Raw genomic sequence first — 15,303 nt, 5'->3', positions numbered from 1 at the left:
CGAGCCAGAGCCGCCTCGCTGGCAACTCCGCAGCGGGCGGCCCATCACCGGCGATCAGGCGGTTGGGTGCGAGAGCATCAGGGCAATCGCTGGTCCGAACGCGACGCTGAGCAGGTAGGCGAGGTTGAACAGACCCAGGGCTTCGGCCCGGTGGGAGGCGGATACGACGCCGGTCGCATGCAGTGCGAGTACGCCTTGGCCGGTCGAGGCGGACAGGGAGGCGAGCGTCATCGCCGCTAGCAGCAGCGGTACGGCGGTGGTCGCCGCTAGCAGCGGCACGGCGGCGGTGGTGGTCGCCGCTAACAGCGGCGCGGCGGCGCCGGTGGCGAGCAACGCGGCGACCGCGACGCGGCGTGACACCCGCACGGACGCCGCGACCAGGAACGCGGAGCAGAAGCCGCCGAGCAGGTACGGCGCCAGCAGCACGATCCCGCTGCGGGTGCTGTCCCATCCCGCGTGTTGTCGCAGCAGGGTCGGCGCGGCGTAGAGCAGGGCGAAGTTCAGCACTCCCAGGGCGAAGGCCAGCGCGGACGCCGCGAGGAAGCGGCCGTTGCGTGCCACCGCCGCAGGCAGGAAGCCGTCCGGACGGGCGTTGATCCAGGTCACCAGTAGGAGCAGCAGCGCGGCGGTGGCCGGGGCGGCTACCAGCGGTCGGTGTGGAATGAGGACGGCTGCGGTGACCAGCATGGCCAGGAGAGCCATGCCGATGGGATCGAACGATGCCGGCACCGCGTCCGGCGCGGTGGTGCCGCGGCGTGCCGCCGGCACGGCGAGCACCGCCAGCAGCGGCAACGCCAGCGCCGCCTGCCACGAGGAGATGTCGGCAACCAGTGCGCCGGTCAGCGGGCCGGTGGCCCCGACGACCGCCAGCGATGCGGCGACCACCCCCATCTGTCGGGCCGAGTCGGCCAGTTTCATCGCCGTCACGGTGAGGCCAGCGGACCCCAGTGCCTGCACCGCCGCGCCTGCCATCATCGCCGGCATGCTCGGCACCAGCACGAGGACGAGCGTCCCCGTGACCAACAGCGCGGCCGAGACGGTCAGGACCGCTCGTACGCCGCGACGGGCCAGCAGCGCCGCCAACAGCGGCGTTCCCAACGCGATCCCCCAGCCGAAGGCGGTGACGCCAGCGGCCGCGCCCTTTTCCCCGGTACCCAGTGTGTGCGCCAGGTCGTCGAGGAGCAGGGCCGGTGCGGCAATCCCGTACGACAGCGGGCCGGCCAGCAGGGCGAGCCAGGGTGTGGCCACCCGCCCTGGGGCGACCTGCCGGTGGCCGTGGGCAGCTCGGCGCGGCTGTGGACGATCCATGTCATTCCTCCGGTGTCGGCTCGGTTCAGCCTGGCCGGGGTTACTTACCGTCAACTGACGGCCGACTGGCGCCGCGTTCCGCTGAGCACGTTCGTGGGGCGGGGACAGCTGACTGGCTAGTGTGAAGCGGTGAGGTTCGGGGTGCTGGGCGAGATCGCCGTGTGGACGTCGGACGGCGAACCTGTCACCGTGCCCGGCCTGAAGGTCCGTGGTCTGCTGGCTGACCTGCTGGTTCACGAGGGGCGCCCGGTGACCGCCGACCGGCTGATCGAGGATCTCTGGGGTGCGGAGGCGCCGGGCAACGCGCTCGGGGCACTGCAGACCAAGGTGTCGCAGCTGCGCCGTGCGCTGGGGACGGTTGAAGCGGGTGGCCGTGCGCTGGTGGAGTCCGGTGACGCCGGCTACCGGCTGCGGACGTCGCCGGAATCGGTCGACGCCGGTCGCTTCGCCGCCCTGGTGGTACGAGCGGGCACGCACCGGGAGCCAGCCGGGCGGGCGGCCGCGCTGACCGAGGCCCTGTCGCTGTGGCGCGGTTCCCCGTACGCCGACTTCGGTGACGAGCGGTTCGTGCGCCAGGCGGCCGAGCGGCTCAACGACCAGCGCCTGGCCGCGCTGGAGGAGTTGGCCGAGGCCCGGCTTGAGCTTGGTGAGCACCACCTGCTCGCCGGTGAGCTGGGTGACCTGGTCGCCCGCCACCCGTGGCGTGAACGACTCCGGGCCGCGCACCTGCGCGCCCTGTACGGCTCGGGACGCCAGCATGAGGCACTGTCCGCCTACGAGCGGTTCCGCCGGCGGGTACGCGACGAACTTGGTATCGATCCGGGCCAGGAGTTGGCCGAGCTGCACCGCTCGATCCTGCGACAGGACCCCGCCCTGCAACCGCCGGCACCGCCGTCGACTCCGGGCCGAAGCAACCTACCGGCACCGCTGTCACCCGGCCCGTACGGCGGATTGATCGGGCGCGACGCGGCCGTTGCGGCGGTACGGGAGCGGCTGACCACCGAGCGGCTGGTGACCCTCACGGGTCTGGGTGGGGTGGGGAAAAGCAGGTTGGCGCTCGAGGCCGCTCGCGTGCTGGCCGACACGTTCCCCGCGGGAGTGTGGCTCGTCGAGCTGGCTGGCCTGCCGCAGTGCGACGACGAGGCGACCTGCACCGAGGTCGTCGACATGGTGGCGGCGACTCTGGAGATCCGGGACGACAGTCCGCCCGGCCTGCCCGGTGAGCGACCACGCGAGCCGATGGACCGGCTGGTCGCCGCGCTACGGGATCGTCGGATGCTGTTGCTGCTCGACAACTGCGAACACGTGGTGGCGCCGATCGCCCAACTGACCGAGAAACTTCTCGGCGCCGCGGCCAACCTGCGCATCCTGGCGACGAGCCGCGAACCGCTCGGGATCCCCGGCGAGGTCGTCCATCCGGTGCCGCCGCTGGCCCTGCCGGAGCCCGGGGACACCGCGGAGCAGATCGCCGAGACCTCGGCGGTGCGGCTCTTCGTGGCTCGTGCCCGCGCCACCGATCCGGGGTTCACCATCGATGAGGGGAACACGGACACGATCGCCACCATCTGTCGGCGTCTGGACGGCGTACCGCTGGCGCTGGAACTGGCCGCGTCCCGTCTGCCCGTTCTCGACCCGAGCGAGCTGGCGGCGCGGCTCGACGACCGCTTCCGACTGTTGTCCTCCGGCCGGCGCACCGCGCCGCCGCGTCAGCAGGGGCTCCGCGCGATGGTCGACTGGAGCTGGGAGTTGCTGTCGCCTCCCGAACGCGCAGTGCTGCGCAGGCTGGCGGTCTTCGCCGACGGTGCCACCCTGGCCGCCGCCGAGCAGGTATGCCCGGGTGGGCAGGTGGAACCGGATGCGGTCCTCGATGTGCTGGCACGCCTGATCGACCGATCGCTGGTCATGGTGCGGCACGGTGAGAGCCCGCGACGCTATCGGCTGTCGGAGACGGTGGCTGCCTACGGTCTCGAACAGCTCGACAGCGCCGGCGAACTGCCCGCGACGCGTCGCCGGTACACCGCGTGTTTCGCCCGTCTCGCCGAGCAGGCCGCCGGGCGGCTACGCGGTCATGATCAGAGTCGCGCGCTCGGTGAACTCGACGCCGAGAACGCGAACCTCCGGGCGGCGCTCGACGTCGCCGCCACCGACGGCCAGGCCCGCGTGGGCCTGGCGCTCGCCACCTCGTTGTCCTGGTACCGGCTGCTCCGGGGTCGGTTCGGAGAGCTGCGCCGGTCACTGCGAACGGCGCTGGATATCGTCGCGAGGAGCGAGGACGACGTCGCACCGGGCGCCCTGCGGCGACATGCGGACATGTGGCTGACCGCCCTCGCCACCCGGGACGGTGACCCGACCGCTCCCCGGCAGCGGATCCTGGAGAGCTACCAGGACGCCGACGGGCCGGAGAAGGCGTTCGCGCAGTGGTTGTTCGCCTTCATGATGCTCGGCTCCGGCGATCCGGGCGAGGCCGCCGTCCTGGTCGACGCGGCGCTGGCGGCGTTCCGCGCCAACGGGGACCGGTGGGGCATCGCTGCCGCCTGCGCCACCCGAGCGGACCTCGCGCTCGTCCTCCGCAGCGACCTGCCCGCCGCGCAGCGTGACTGCGAGACCAGCCGGTCGCTGTTCGGACAACTGGGCGACCGCTGGGGACAGGTGCATCCGACGAGCCTGTTGGGAACCCTGGCCGAGATTCACGGCGACTACGATCGGGCCGCCGCGCACTACCGGGAGGCGCTGCGCATCGCCGAACACCTGCGGCTGTGGACGTCGGTGCCCCGGCAGTTGGCAAGCATCGGCCGGCTCGCCATATTGAGCGGCGACCTCGATGAGGCCACCGTCAATCACGACCGCGCGCTTCAGGTGGCGCGGGAACAGTCGAGCCGCTCCGCCGCCGCCTTCGCCGGCACGGGCCTGGCGATGATCGCGCGACGGCGGGGCGACCTCGACGCCGCCGAGACCCAGCTGCATGACCTGCTCGACTGGAACCGCCGCGCCGGCTACCTGCCAGGCTGCGCGCTCGCGCTGGCCGAGTTGGGGTTCATCGCGGAGCACCGTGGTGATGCTGCCCTCGCCGAGCGCCGCCACAGTGAATCCCTCGACGCGGCGCGTGCCACCGGAGATCCCCGGGCGGTCGCACTGGCCCTGGAGGGCCTGGCCGGGGCCACCAGCCTCGGCGGTGACCATCGCTGCGCCGCGCGCCTGCTCAACGCGGCTCGGACGCTGCGTGAGGCCGCCGGAGCGCCGCTGCCTCCCGGCGAGCAGCATGACGTCCAGCGCGTCACCTCCCGCCTGCGAGAGGCGCTGGGCAGCGAGGAACTCGCTGTCGAGATGAGCCGCACCGCACCGCTCGACCTCGACGGACAGGCGCTCAGCGGCGTCGGTCAGGAGATGGTCAGCGAACGGTAAGCCCGCTCGGCACGGTTGACCGAGAACCGAGCCGACCCAGGGGGTAACCGTGCAGACCGACGCCAGGATCGCCGTCATCTACTACTCCGCCACCGGCACCGTGCACCGGCTCGCGCAGGCATTCGTCGACGGAGCCGCCGACGCCGGGGCGGAGGTCCGCCTGCGCCGGGTGGCAGAGCTGGCGCCGGAGCAGGTGGTCGATGCCAAACCGCGGTGGCGAGCCCACCTCGACGCCACGGCCGACATCCCGCTCGCCACCCTGGACGACCTTCGGTGGGCCAACGGGTACGCCTTCGGCACGCCGACCCGTTTCGGGAACGTCTGCGCCCAGCTGCGCCAGTTCCTCGACACCACGAGTGCCCCGTGGCAGGCGGAGGAGTTGGCGGATAAGCCGGCGACCGGCTTCACCGCCACGTACGAGGAACACGGCGGCCAGGAGGCGACCTTGCTCAGCCTCTACCAGACCTTCCACCACTGGGGGGCGATCACCCTGCCCACGGGCTACCTGAACTACGACACCGCCCACGCCGCTGGCGGAAACCCGTACGGCGTCAGCCAGGTGGAGAGCCGCGCCAGCCGGGATCCCGAGTACGCCAAAGCCGTTCTCCGGACGGCCTGCTTTCAGGGCGCGCGCCTCACCCGCGTGGCAGCCGCTGTCGCCGCCGCCCGTGCGGACAGCCAGCGCGGGTAGCAACGCGGTGCCGGGAGCGGCACTGGTGCGCTCGGGCCCGATCTTCGCCACCTGACCCACCTGGACCACCCCAAGTGAATGACGAAAGGACATCATGCTGACAACGACAACCGATGGTCTGACTGACCGGGCCAGCCAGGTCACCGTGCTCGGTCTCGGCGACATGGGATCGGCGATCGCCAGGACGTTCATCAGCCGCGGATATCGCACGACGGTCTGGAACCGGACCGCGAGCAAGGCCCTGCCGTTGGTCGACAGTGGCGCTACGGCGGCCCCGACGGCCGCTGAGGCGGTGGCCGCGAGCCGGCTCGTCGTGGTGTGCCTGCTCGATAGCACGGCGGTCGACGAGGTGCTCGGTGCCGTGGACGCCGCAGCCGCAGGCACGGTGCTGGTGAACCTGACCAGCGGCTCTCCTCAGCAGGCACGCGCGAATGAGCGCTGGGCGAATGAGCGCGGCGCCGCGTACCTCGATGGCAAAATCATGGGAGACCCGCCGTACGTCGGTACGCCAAACGTCATGTTCCCGTTCAGCGGTTCCCGCAGCGCATTCGAGGCGCACGGGCCGATGCTGCGGGAGTTGGGCACTGTCGTCTACCACGGGGAAGACGCCGGTTCGGCCGCCGTGGAGTTCATGGCGCAGGTCGCGATGGGCTACGAGATTCTTATCGGGTTCCTGCACACGCTCAGGCTGGTCCAGGCGGAGGGCGCCGACGTGGCGGATTTCGCCGAGCGTGCCGCAAGTTCCGTGGCCTCGCTGTCACCGCTGTTGACCTCAATCGGCAACGCGGTCAGGACCGGCGACTATCCACCGGATCTCGGTGCGCTCAATGTCCAGGCCGCGCTGATGGACGACCTGATCAGCCACCGGGAATCCATCGGCGTGGACGTTGTGCGGATGCGAGAGGTCAAGGATCTGATGGATCGCAGGATCGCTGACGGTTTCGGCGCTCAGGGATTCTCGAGCTTGTTCGAGCTGTTGGCGAAGTCATGATCGCGGTTGCCCGGTAAGCCGACAGCAGCGCAGGATCCCACCACGAGACCCGAACCGCCGCACGTGGCTTCCGATGAAGATGTGACAAGCGGGTGTCGAGAACGGGGCGCGCCGCGCCAGTCCGCCGTGGCAGCAAATTCAGGGATGTAGGGGCCTCACACGCGACGGATGCCCCTACATCCTTGAAGGTGTGCGGATCTTGGCGGTGCGCTGCACCGCGCCCGTGCTCCAGGACCCGGACGCGGTGCTGGCGGGGCGAGACCTGCCGAACCTCCCGACGGACCTCGGCCCCCGGGTCCAACCAGGTCTGCCTGGCCTGGCTTGAGGGCAACCGTGCGGCAGGCCCAGTCGTAGTGCCAGTTGATGAGGCCGGTCTCGTTCACCGTGGCGATGGCACGGCCTCTGGTGTCGGGCACAGTGGATCGGGCGCCGTTTGGCCGGCGGAGGCTCTGACACTGAGCCCTTTCCATCCCGGTGGTGCTGGTCAGGAGAGACATACGAGCGAGGCAGGACAGGGGGTCGACATGAGGGGAGGCTCCGGTAGGACCTTGGCGGTTTCCACTGCCGCGGACAACGCGCGCAGGCTCGCGCTGGAGCTGCCGCCCGTGGCACCGACATATGTCCAGGTTCGACAGGACCGATGATTGCGCGCCGCGGAGTAAGGCAGAAGACCCTCTCAGTTGGGCCGACCAGGGTCGTGCCGAGGTTCGGTTGTGCCGTGACCGCCCTACCGGGCTGACGTCGCCGTTCTGCCGCGAGCGAACCCGCTTGTCTTGTTGCGGCGCGCTGCGGAGGATCGGTGGATGGATCTCCTCACCGCGGAACGGCAACTCCAAGCCGCCCAGCGCGCCGCCGACGTCGAGTCCCTCGACGCGTTACTGCACCCGCAGGTCGTGGGTGCCGGACCGGACGGCACGGTCTTTACGAAGGAAGACGACGTGGAGAGCTACCGCTCCGGTGCACTGCGAATCACCAGCCTGGTGGAGGAGTCACTCGACGTCCAGGAAGACGGTCAGACTGGGGTGACTTGCATGGTCGCTGCGGTGGATGCCGTTCAGGGCGGTGCCGCTGTGTCCGCGCGGTTGCGCTACACCCGACTTTGGGTGCGTGAGGACGGCAACTGGCGGGTGTTGGCCGCCACCTTCGTCCCGGTCTAGCGGTCAGTGCCGCGATCACCGTCGTGCTCGTTGGCGCCCTCTTCCTGGTCATCACCGTGGTGTACCGCCTCATGAAGGGGCGCCGACCGTCAGTGACACCGAGGCAGTCCCGTCCGGGCACCAGAAGAAGAGGTGCTAGGCGGCTCCGTTGTTCGGGAAGGTCTCGCGCAGTGTCGGGTCCGGCGATCGGCCCGTCGTCGGCTCGATGAACAGCTCGGCGAGGTGGGTCGGGTTGACGCCCGACTCCTTGCGGCTGAGTGTCTGCAGCGCGCCGCTCGCTACGGTGCCCCCGGCGATCTTGGTTTGCAGATTTGCTGTTTGTCACCGGCCGCAGGTGGGAAATCCGCGAATCAGAGGCGCCGCTCCGGCGGCTCGATCTGGCAGTCGTTGATGCTTGCCTCGCGGACCGCCATCAGCCCGTCCGGGGCGAACTGCCACAGCTCGTTGCCGTGGCTGCGCCACCACTGTCCGTCTGCGTCGCGGCTTTCGTACTCGAACCGCACCGCGATTCTGTCGTCGGTCCAGGCCCAGAGCTGCTTCAACGGCACCAGGTAGATCGCCGGGACCGGCCCGTCCGCACCGGGTAGCAGCTCGCGGACGACGCCTTCCTCACCAACCAGGTCGTCCAGGCAGCGGACTGTCAGCTCGGCCGGGTCTGTCAAGTTAGCGGGACAGCCCCGCCGGGGTGCGAAAGGTCCGCCGGTAGGCGGTCGGTGGTACGCCGACGGTCCTGGCGAAATGGGCGCGCAGACTGGCCGGTGTGCCGAAGCCGCACCGGCTGGAGATCCGGTCGACGGGTAGGTCGCTGGTTTCCAGTAGTTGTTGCGCCTGCCGGATGCGTTGCTCCAGCAGCCACCGCAGGGGTGAGGTGTTCAGGGTGGTGGCGAACCGTCGTTCGAGGGTGCGCACGCTGACCTGGGCCCGGGTGGCGAGGTCGGTGGTGGTGAGCGGTTCGTGCAGGTTGTTGGTGGCCCAGTCGAGCAACTTGCCGAGCCAGTCGTCGCTGACCTTGGCCGGCGGGAGCCGGTGGTACTGGGCCTGCCCGCCGTCGCGGTGCGGCGGGATGACCAGGCGGCGGGCGAGTTCGGCGGCGACGGCGGCGCCGTGGTCAGTGCGAACCAGGTGCAGGCAGGCGTCGATGCCGGCGGCGGTGCCGGCCGAGGTGACGACGTTGTGGTCGTCGACGTACAGCACGGAGGGGTCCACGCGCACGGCGGGATAGCGGCGGGCCAGCTCGTCGGCATGCATCCAGTGGGTGGTGGCGCGCCTGCCGTCCAACACGCCGGCCGCGGCGAGCAGGAACGCGCCGGAGCAGATCGACAGGATCCGGGTACCGCGCTCGTATGCGGCGCGTACGACGGCGACCTGGTCGGGCGGCGGCTGTTCGTGGATGTTCGTGCAGGCCGGGACGATGAGCGTGTCCGCCCGGTCCAGGACGTCATAGGTGTCGCTTCCGGTCAGGGTGAACCCCGCCGCGAGGGCGACCGGACCAGCACCGATACCTACGACGGAGAACCGGTACCACGGTGAGACGAGGTCGGACCGGTCGATGCCGAACACCTCACACGGCACCGCCGCCTCGAAGATCGGCATTCCCGCCGACACCACCATGACGACGTGATGGACCTCTGATCGCATGACGAAAATCTAGCGGGTGCTGTCGTTCACGGCACTCACCCCGCTCCGGTGCCGCCCGGCACAGTTGTCGTTGGTGTTCATCCGCGCCGACGTCATTCTCACCGCATCCAATTTCCTTGTCGCCGCGTCGAAGGGCGATTGACAGGCCCACACCCGAAAGGAACGTCGATGACCCAGAACCAGACCGCCCCGCACCCCTGAGCCAGGTCACCGCCACGCCAGCAGCGGAACCGCAGGAGGCCAACACCCATTTCCGTGGAAAGCTGTCCTTCGAGGCGGACCCGGCCGACGTCGCTAACGCGATCAGCGCCGGCACCATGGACTTCACCATCGTCGACTGCCGCCCCACCGGCAACTACGCCAAGACCCACCTTCCTGGTGCGGTCAGCCTGCCCTGGGCGGACATCACCGAGGAGACGGCCGCCGGGCTGCCGCCCGGCCTGTTAGTCACCTACTGCTGGGGCCCGTCCTGCAACGCGGCGACCAAGGGCGCCGAGCGGCTGAGCCGCTACGGGCGGCAGGTCAAGGAGATGATCGGTGGCCTCGAGTACTGGGTCAGGGAGGGCCACCCGACCGAGGGGCGGCGACCAGTCGTACGCGGCGAGGAGAAGCCGTTGGACTGGGGCTTGATCGTATGAATCCGCTGGCATCCACCGGCGACGAACGGTCGCGGGGTGGCTCGGACCCCGGCCCCGTATATCTGGTCACCAGCGCCGACCAGCCCGAACTCGGTGCCGATGACCAGTTACTGCACCAGGCATTGCTCGCCGTCGGCGTACCGGTCACGGTGGCCGTCTGGACCGATCCCGACGTGGCCTGGCACAGCGCCACCGCGTGCGTCATCCGCTCGGTCTGGGACTACCATCTGCATCCGGAACGGTTCATCCGCTGGCTGGACCAGGCCAGCAAGGTAACCACCGTGCTGAACCCGCCGCGCCTGGTGACTTGGAATCTGCACAAGCGGTACCTGATCGGGCTCGCCGCGGCGGGCATCCCCACCGTCGAGACCGTCTGGATCACACCGGGCAGCAATGCCGACGTGCGCCAACTGCTCGACGACATGGGTTGGGAAACGGCTCTGCTCAAACCCGCAGTGTCCGCCTCGGCCTGGCTGACCGGCAAGGTCGGGTGCGGTGGCGCCGAGGGGCAGCGGCTGCTCGGGCAGATCCTGGGGCATTGCGACGCGATGCTGCAGCCGTACCTGGCAAGCGTCGACCGGGACGGGGAGGTTTCCGTCATCGTCATCGACGGGGCGGTCCGCCATGGGGTCCGGCGGCAGTCGGCCCTGACCGGGGGTATCGAGGCCACCCGGCAAGGAAGCCCACACGAACTCACCCCCGAGGAACGGTCCCTCGCCGAGCGGATTGTCGGCCTGTTGCCGGAACAGCCGCTGTACGCCCGGGTCGACCTGCTCCGGGACGACGCCGACCGGCTGCTGCTCGGGGAGCTGGAGCTGGTCGAGCCGGTTCTCTATCTCCGGCATGACCACCGGACACTCGACGAACTGACGACAGCGATACGCCGGCACGCCTGCCACCAAACGGCCGGGCCGGCACCGACATTCGGCACGAGAGCACCACTGGGAGCACACGCATGAGCATGCACACCATCGTCCCGATCGAGATTCCGGACGCCACCCGCGAACCGGCCGCGTACGTACAAGCCTTGATCGCCACCCTGGGCGACCGGGATCCGATCGAGGTGTACGCGGCCACCCCGACCATCGCCGCGGGGGTCTGCGACGGGTTACCCGATGCTCAATGGCATGTTCCGCTCGCCGACGGCGAGTGGTCGGCCGCTCAGATCATCGGGCACCTGTTCGACGTCGACATCGTCTACGGGTTCCGCTGGCGGCTGGTGCTCACCGAGGACAAGCCGACGTACCCCGGGTACAACGAGAAGCGCTGGTCGCAGCTGCCCCGACCGGACGTCACCGGGCTGCTGGCCGCGTGGTCCGGGATCCGTGCCGCGAACGCAGCCCTGCTCCGCGGCATCCCGGCCGCCGAAGGTCAGCGCTGGGGCACCCATGGTGAGCAGGGCGACGAACAGTTCGATCTCATGGTCGACAAGATCGCCGGCCACGATCTCGCCCATCTCAACCAGCTCGCCAGAACCGTCGCTGTCGCCCACGGGATGACAGCCTGTGAGGTTCCACCTGCGGACCGGACACCCTGAGCCCAGACAGTGAGATGCTTCTATAGCTGTCAAGTGGTGCTGGTAGCTGGTTGGGCGCTGTTGAGGGTTCGGAAGAGTTGCCTGCTGATGTAGCGCTTGAGGTTGCGCATGACCTCGCGTTTGGTGCGGCCTTCGGCGGTGCGGCGGGCGACGTAGTCGCGGGTGCGGGAGTCGTGGCCCATACGGACCAGTGCGACGGTGTAGAGGGCTCGGTTGAGGCGTCGGTCGCCGCTGCGGTTGAGTCGGTGTCGTGTGGTGTTGCCGGATGACGCCGGTAGCGGTGATGCGCCGGCAAGGGCGGCGAACGCGGCTTCCGAGCGGATGCGTCCGGGATGCGACCAGGCCAGCAGGACCGTCGCGGCGACGACTGGGCCGACGCCGGGTAGGTCAAGTAGCTGCGGCGCCTGCTGAGAGACAGCTGCTTGCAGGGCGGCGTGGTTGGCAGCGAGTTCAGTGTCGAGGGCGCGGATGCGCCGGGCCAGGCGGATGGCCTCGGTTCGGCAGACGGTCAGGGTCGGATCTTCGCCGCGGGTACGCCAAGCCGCGATGGTGGTGATGGTCGTCGTGGTCAGGGCGCGGCGGGCGTCGACGTCGAGGTCGACGGTGCGTAGCAGCGCGGTCAGCGCGTTGACCGCGCGGGTGCGTTCACCGCTCATCTGTTCCCGGGCGACGGTCAAGACCCGCAAGATGGAGTTGGCACCGTTCGTGCGGGGCCAGCGCAACTGGTTGACGTCCAGGCCACGTGCTGCTTGGGCCATCGCGACGGCGTCCAGCGCATCGCTCTTGCCGCGGCCGCGCCGGCTGATGGCCGCGACGTCGGGTGCTTCGGCGACGACCAGGCCGGCTGCGATGAGCTGCTTGGTGAAGACGGCGCCGTAGGAACCGGCGCCGTCGATGACGATCAGTGCCGGATCTTGCCCGGACAGGTCAGCTTCGATGACCGGGCCTACCTACGTATTCGCCCCTGACCCAGCCGGGATCAGGTCGAGCAACGGCAGCCAAGCCCATCGCCGAAAGTGCCACCTAGATCCGGACAACCAACCTCGATCTCGTCCGGGCGCACCTGGAACGACCGCAGCTCAGCACTCGCCACCAGGTGCCACTTCAAGCCGGACGGGACAGCCAGGCTTGAGTCATCGTCAACAACAGATCCGGGCCGCGATACGGCAGTGGGTCGAGCGCCATGGGTATCCACCGACGGTGCGGGAGATCGGCGCTCGAGCCCTCCCGCGGACCGCACGGCCACCTGCACCCTCGGCATCCTGTGCACGACCTTGGCCGGTGGGGGTACCGGCGGCACCTAACTGTCGCGGCTACAGCCGTTCGAAGCTCTCCATGCCGGCGAGTTCGAGGACCTCGGTCCGGGTCGTCGGGCATTCCTGCCGGGTCTGGTCGTCAATCTGACGGCCGGTCGGGACAGCACCCTGCTTCTCGTACCAGGAATAGAGGTTCACGGTGAGGTTGGCCATCACGCCCGTTTCGGACCCGATTTCCCTCAGCGTCGGCAACTGCTCGTCCAGGTAGGCACACACCTTCTCCGCCGACACCGGCGTCGAGCCACCGGCCGGACCGGATCCGACGGCGCTGGACGCGGCGTCGGCAGCTGCCGGATTGCCCGGCGACGCTGCGCCGGAGGGCTCGGGCTCGTTGGCGTCGGCACATGCCGTCAGGGTGAGCACAAGACAGACGGTCGGCGCGAGCATTCGGATCGTTCTCATCAGTTCTCGTCCTGACGTGGGTGTCGGTGGCGGATGGCCGGTGGGCCGGCCGTGGCGGACGGCGCTTCAGCCGCGGCTGCGATCGCGGCGACGAGCCAGAGGCCGGCGGGCAGTCGGTAGCCGACGCCAGGCTCACGAAACCGATCGAGCAGCCGGGCCGCCCCCGCCCGGGCCGAAGCCTGCCCAGCAAGAGGAGCCGCCCGGTACGCGGCACCGGCGGGACCGACCTCGATAAGCCATTCGGCCACCACGTCGGCGTCGTCCGGAGCGTTCATGGTGACGTCGCAGGGTGTGATCGTGACTGCGGTCAAGCCGGCGACGGTGAGGACCCGGGTGAGCCGCGCCGGATCGGCGAAGGAGAACGGACCGGGCTCTTCATCCACTGGTAGACGTGGCAACGGCCCGAGGTACGGCGCTGCGCCGAGCATCGCCGCGAACAGCCACGGGTTGACGCTGCCATCGCGGAAGACGGTCGCGGCGAGGCGCCCTCCCGGGCGTAGTGATCGCCGGATCGTGGTGCAGCCGGCGACCGGATCGGCCAACAGCATCAGGGTCATTCGCGAGAAAGCCGCGTCGAACGGTGCTCCCGGCACGACATCGAGAGTCTCGATGTCGGCGAGGTGGAACTGGATGCCCGGGTACCGGTCGGTGGGGAACCGTTGCCGGGCGGCGGTCACCATCGCCTCGGCGATGTCGACACCGACCGCCGCGCCGGTCCCGCCGACCGCCGCGGCGAGTTCGGCCGTGGTGCCGCCACAGCCGCAGCCGACATCAAGGATCCGTTCGGCGGGCCGCGGGGCCAGTTGATCCATTGCCGGCGCGCCCAGCGGTCGACCGATCTCGTCCTGCCGATCGGCGTGGCGAATCCAGCCAGCTGCCGCTCCCGTCCAGAAATCGGCGTTACGGGACCGCAGGGTGGCGGCGTCGGCCATCAGAAGGGCATCTCGGTGCCGTCGACGATCACCGATCGAAAGTGGGCCGCCTTCGTCGGGTCGAAGCCGTCCTCCTGCGCCGCCAATCCCGCAGCACGGACCAGCCGTTCGGACTGGAACCGACGGAACGCCGCTTCGTCCTGCCAGATATTGATGATTCGCCAGCCGTCCTCGGTCGGCCCCGCGACATGGGCGACGAGTCCCGGCGGCCGATCCGGTCCGAGGTGTCGTTCCACCTGCCGGTATTCCGCCTCGCTGACGCCGGGCATCTCCTGCAACACACCGAACGGCATAGCCGCCGCCTCTCGATAGAGTTAGTCTCTATCCAATAGAGCACTACACTCGACCAGTGATTGTCAAGAGACGCTATGACTCCTCTCGCCGACAGGAGCAGGCCCGACAGACCCGGCAGGCAATCCTCGAAGCGGCTGGCCGGCTGTTCGTCGACCCCGGCTACGCGGCCACGCCCCTGACCGCCGTCGCCGCAGAAGCCGGCGTCGCCGTCCAGACGCTGTACGCGGTGTTCGGCAGCAAGCGACAACTGCTCTCCCAGTTGGTCGACGTCACCCTGGCTGGCGACGACGAACCGGTGGCCCTGCCCGACCGGCCCTTCGTCGCCGAGATCCGCGCGCTCGCCGACCCCCGCGCCAAGCTCGCCCGCTACGCCCGCCACCTGGTCGAGGTCAACGCCCGGCAGGCCCAGGTAATGCTCGCGCTGGCCGCAGCGGCCACCGCCGATGCGGACGCCGCCGAGATCTGGCGCAAGAACATCGACGAGCGCCGCCGCGGCATGGCCATGTTCGCTGCGGAACTCGTCGGCACGGGGGGCCTACGCCCTGACCTCGACGTCGAACAGGTGGCCGACATCCTCTGGTTGGCTCAGGACGTCCGCAACTTCGACTGGCTCGTCCGGCAACGCGGATGGTCGCTGGAGCAGTACCAGCGGTGGTATGTGGACACGGTCATCGGCGCCACAATCGCCGGCGCCGAATAGCGGACAGGCTCAGCGACTGGCCGCAGCACGACCTGTGGCACCGAGCGTCGGATTGATCCGCTTACGGGCCTCGCGCAGCTCAGCCGGCTCACTACTGGTCGCACCTGGCTTGACGCCGTCCTCGACGTCAGCTCGACGAAGCCACTGGCAGCAAGCCATTTCACATGTCACCTGTCGCTGCAGCAGACCCCTTCGCGTCTCGCCAAGAGTTGCTGACCCGGCTGAGGCTGAGGAGCGTCCATCGTTTCATGAGGCCCACCTCGCGGCCGGGGATCACGGTGATCCACAGGTCTCACT

The 15,303-nt window shown here is 69.6% G+C and carries 16 protein-coding genes and 1 pseudogene; 10 read left to right on the top strand and 7 right to left on the bottom strand.

Annotated features, from left to right (window positions below; translation table 11 throughout):
* Nucleotides 1–54: 54 nt before the first annotated feature.
* Nucleotides 55–1,308 (bottom strand): MFS transporter, encoded by a 1,254-nt coding sequence (locus ABZT18_RS24375; protein ID WP_354997556.1) that lies wholly within the window; start codon nt 1,306–1,308, stop codon nt 55–57.
* Between the two features lie 129 nt (nt 1,309–1,437).
* Between ABZT18_RS24375 and ABZT18_RS24370 the strand changes: the two genes are divergently transcribed.
* The 4 genes from ABZT18_RS24370 (at nt 1,438) to ABZT18_RS24355 (ending at nt 7,549) form a co-directional block, all read left to right on the top strand.
* Complete coding sequence (locus ABZT18_RS24370) at nt 1,438–4,710, top strand: BTAD domain-containing putative transcriptional regulator (RefSeq protein WP_354997555.1); 3,273 nt, start codon at nt 1,438–1,440, stop codon at nt 4,708–4,710.
* A 49-nt stretch (nt 4,711–4,759) separates the two neighbouring features.
* Nucleotides 4,760–5,401 carry an NAD(P)H:quinone oxidoreductase gene (gene wrbA / locus ABZT18_RS24365; RefSeq protein ID WP_354997554.1) on the top strand — a complete coding sequence of 214 codons (642 nt, stop codon included), beginning with the start codon at nt 4,760–4,762 and terminating at the stop codon, nt 5,399–5,401.
* Between the two features lie 145 nt (nt 5,402–5,546).
* Entirely contained in the window at nt 5,547–6,392 is an 846-nt protein-coding gene (locus ABZT18_RS24360; protein WP_355252533.1) for an NAD(P)-binding domain-containing protein, read from the top strand.
* 803 nt (nt 6,393–7,195) lie between these two features.
* Nucleotides 7,196–7,549, top strand: a complete 354-nt coding sequence (locus ABZT18_RS24355) for a nuclear transport factor 2 family protein (RefSeq protein ID WP_354997551.1) — start codon at nt 7,196–7,198, stop codon at nt 7,547–7,549.
* A gap of 350 nt (nt 7,550–7,899) precedes the next feature.
* On the opposite strand, the gene ABZT18_RS24350 is transcribed toward ABZT18_RS24355, so the two are convergent.
* Together ABZT18_RS24350 and ABZT18_RS24345 are read right to left on the bottom strand one after the other, a co-directional pair.
* Nucleotides 7,900–8,052, bottom strand: coding sequence for a DUF1348 family protein (locus tag ABZT18_RS24350; protein ID WP_354997579.1), 153 nt, complete (start codon nt 8,050–8,052; stop codon nt 7,900–7,902).
* A 160-nt stretch (nt 8,053–8,212) separates the two neighbouring features.
* Complete coding sequence (locus tag ABZT18_RS24345; protein WP_354997550.1) at nt 8,213–9,187, bottom strand: helix-turn-helix domain-containing protein; 975 nt, start codon at nt 9,185–9,187, stop codon at nt 8,213–8,215.
* A 16-nt stretch (nt 9,188–9,203) separates the two neighbouring features.
* Here ABZT18_RS24345 and ABZT18_RS24340 point away from each other — a divergent pair, with 16 nt between their 5' ends.
* Genes ABZT18_RS24340 through ABZT18_RS24325 form a run of 4 tightly spaced genes read left to right on the top strand, consistent with a single transcriptional unit; the run spans nt 9,204 to nt 11,362 of the window.
* Entirely contained in the window at nt 9,204–9,329 is a 126-nt protein-coding gene (locus tag ABZT18_RS24340) for a hypothetical protein (RefSeq protein ID WP_354997549.1), read from the top strand.
* Complete coding sequence (locus tag ABZT18_RS24335; RefSeq protein ID WP_355252532.1) at nt 9,304–9,825, top strand: rhodanese-like domain-containing protein; 522 nt, start codon at nt 9,304–9,306, stop codon at nt 9,823–9,825. The genes ABZT18_RS24340 and ABZT18_RS24335 overlap by 26 nt, the downstream gene beginning before the upstream one ends.
* A complete protein-coding gene (locus ABZT18_RS24330) occupies nt 9,822–10,784 on the top strand; it encodes a hypothetical protein (protein ID WP_354997547.1) in 963 nt (320 codons plus the stop codon). Before ABZT18_RS24335 ends, ABZT18_RS24330 begins: the two co-directional genes overlap by 4 nt.
* Entirely contained in the window at nt 10,781–11,362 is a 582-nt protein-coding gene (locus ABZT18_RS24325) for a DinB family protein (protein WP_354997546.1), read from the top strand. The genes ABZT18_RS24330 and ABZT18_RS24325 overlap by 4 nt, the downstream gene beginning before the upstream one ends.
* Nucleotides 11,363–11,391: 29 nt before the next feature.
* On the opposite strand, the gene ABZT18_RS24320 is transcribed toward ABZT18_RS24325, so the two are convergent.
* Nucleotides 11,392–12,258, bottom strand: coding sequence for an IS110 family transposase (locus ABZT18_RS24320; RefSeq protein WP_354997578.1), 867 nt, complete (start codon nt 12,256–12,258; stop codon nt 11,392–11,394).
* 232 nt (nt 12,259–12,490) lie between these two features.
* Here ABZT18_RS24320 and ABZT18_RS24315 point away from each other — a divergent pair.
* Nucleotides 12,491–12,577: pseudogene (locus ABZT18_RS24315) on the top strand (repressor LexA); the annotation flags it as partial.
* Nucleotides 12,578–12,675: 98 nt separating this feature from the next.
* Here the strand turns inward: ABZT18_RS24315 and ABZT18_RS24310 are convergent.
* The 3 genes from ABZT18_RS24310 to ABZT18_RS24300 are packed head-to-tail and all read right to left on the bottom strand — an operon-like array spanning nt 12,676 to nt 14,305.
* The gene (locus ABZT18_RS24310; RefSeq protein WP_354997545.1) at nt 12,676–13,065 is read right to left on the bottom strand and encodes a hypothetical protein; all 390 of its coding nucleotides are present in this window, start codon (nt 13,063–13,065) and stop codon (nt 12,676–12,678) included.
* Between the two features lie 14 nt (nt 13,066–13,079).
* Complete coding sequence (locus ABZT18_RS24305; RefSeq protein WP_354997544.1) at nt 13,080–14,012, bottom strand: methyltransferase domain-containing protein; 933 nt, start codon at nt 14,010–14,012, stop codon at nt 13,080–13,082.
* Nucleotides 14,012–14,305 (bottom strand): hypothetical protein, encoded by a 294-nt coding sequence (locus ABZT18_RS24300; protein WP_354997543.1) that lies wholly within the window; start codon nt 14,303–14,305, stop codon nt 14,012–14,014. The genes ABZT18_RS24305 and ABZT18_RS24300 overlap by 1 nt, the downstream gene beginning before the upstream one ends.
* A gap of 56 nt (nt 14,306–14,361) precedes the next feature.
* Here ABZT18_RS24300 and ABZT18_RS24295 point away from each other — a divergent pair, with 56 nt between their 5' ends.
* Entirely contained in the window at nt 14,362–15,006 is a 645-nt protein-coding gene (locus tag ABZT18_RS24295) for a TetR/AcrR family transcriptional regulator (protein ID WP_354997542.1), read from the top strand.
* The last annotated feature ends 297 nt before the right edge of the window (nt 15,007–15,303 follow it).

This window comes from Micromonospora sp. NPDC005291, assembly GCF_040607415.1.
Lineage (GTDB): Bacteria > Actinomycetota > Actinomycetes > Mycobacteriales > Micromonosporaceae > Micromonospora.
This window is presented reverse-complemented; position numbering and strand designations above follow the sequence as displayed.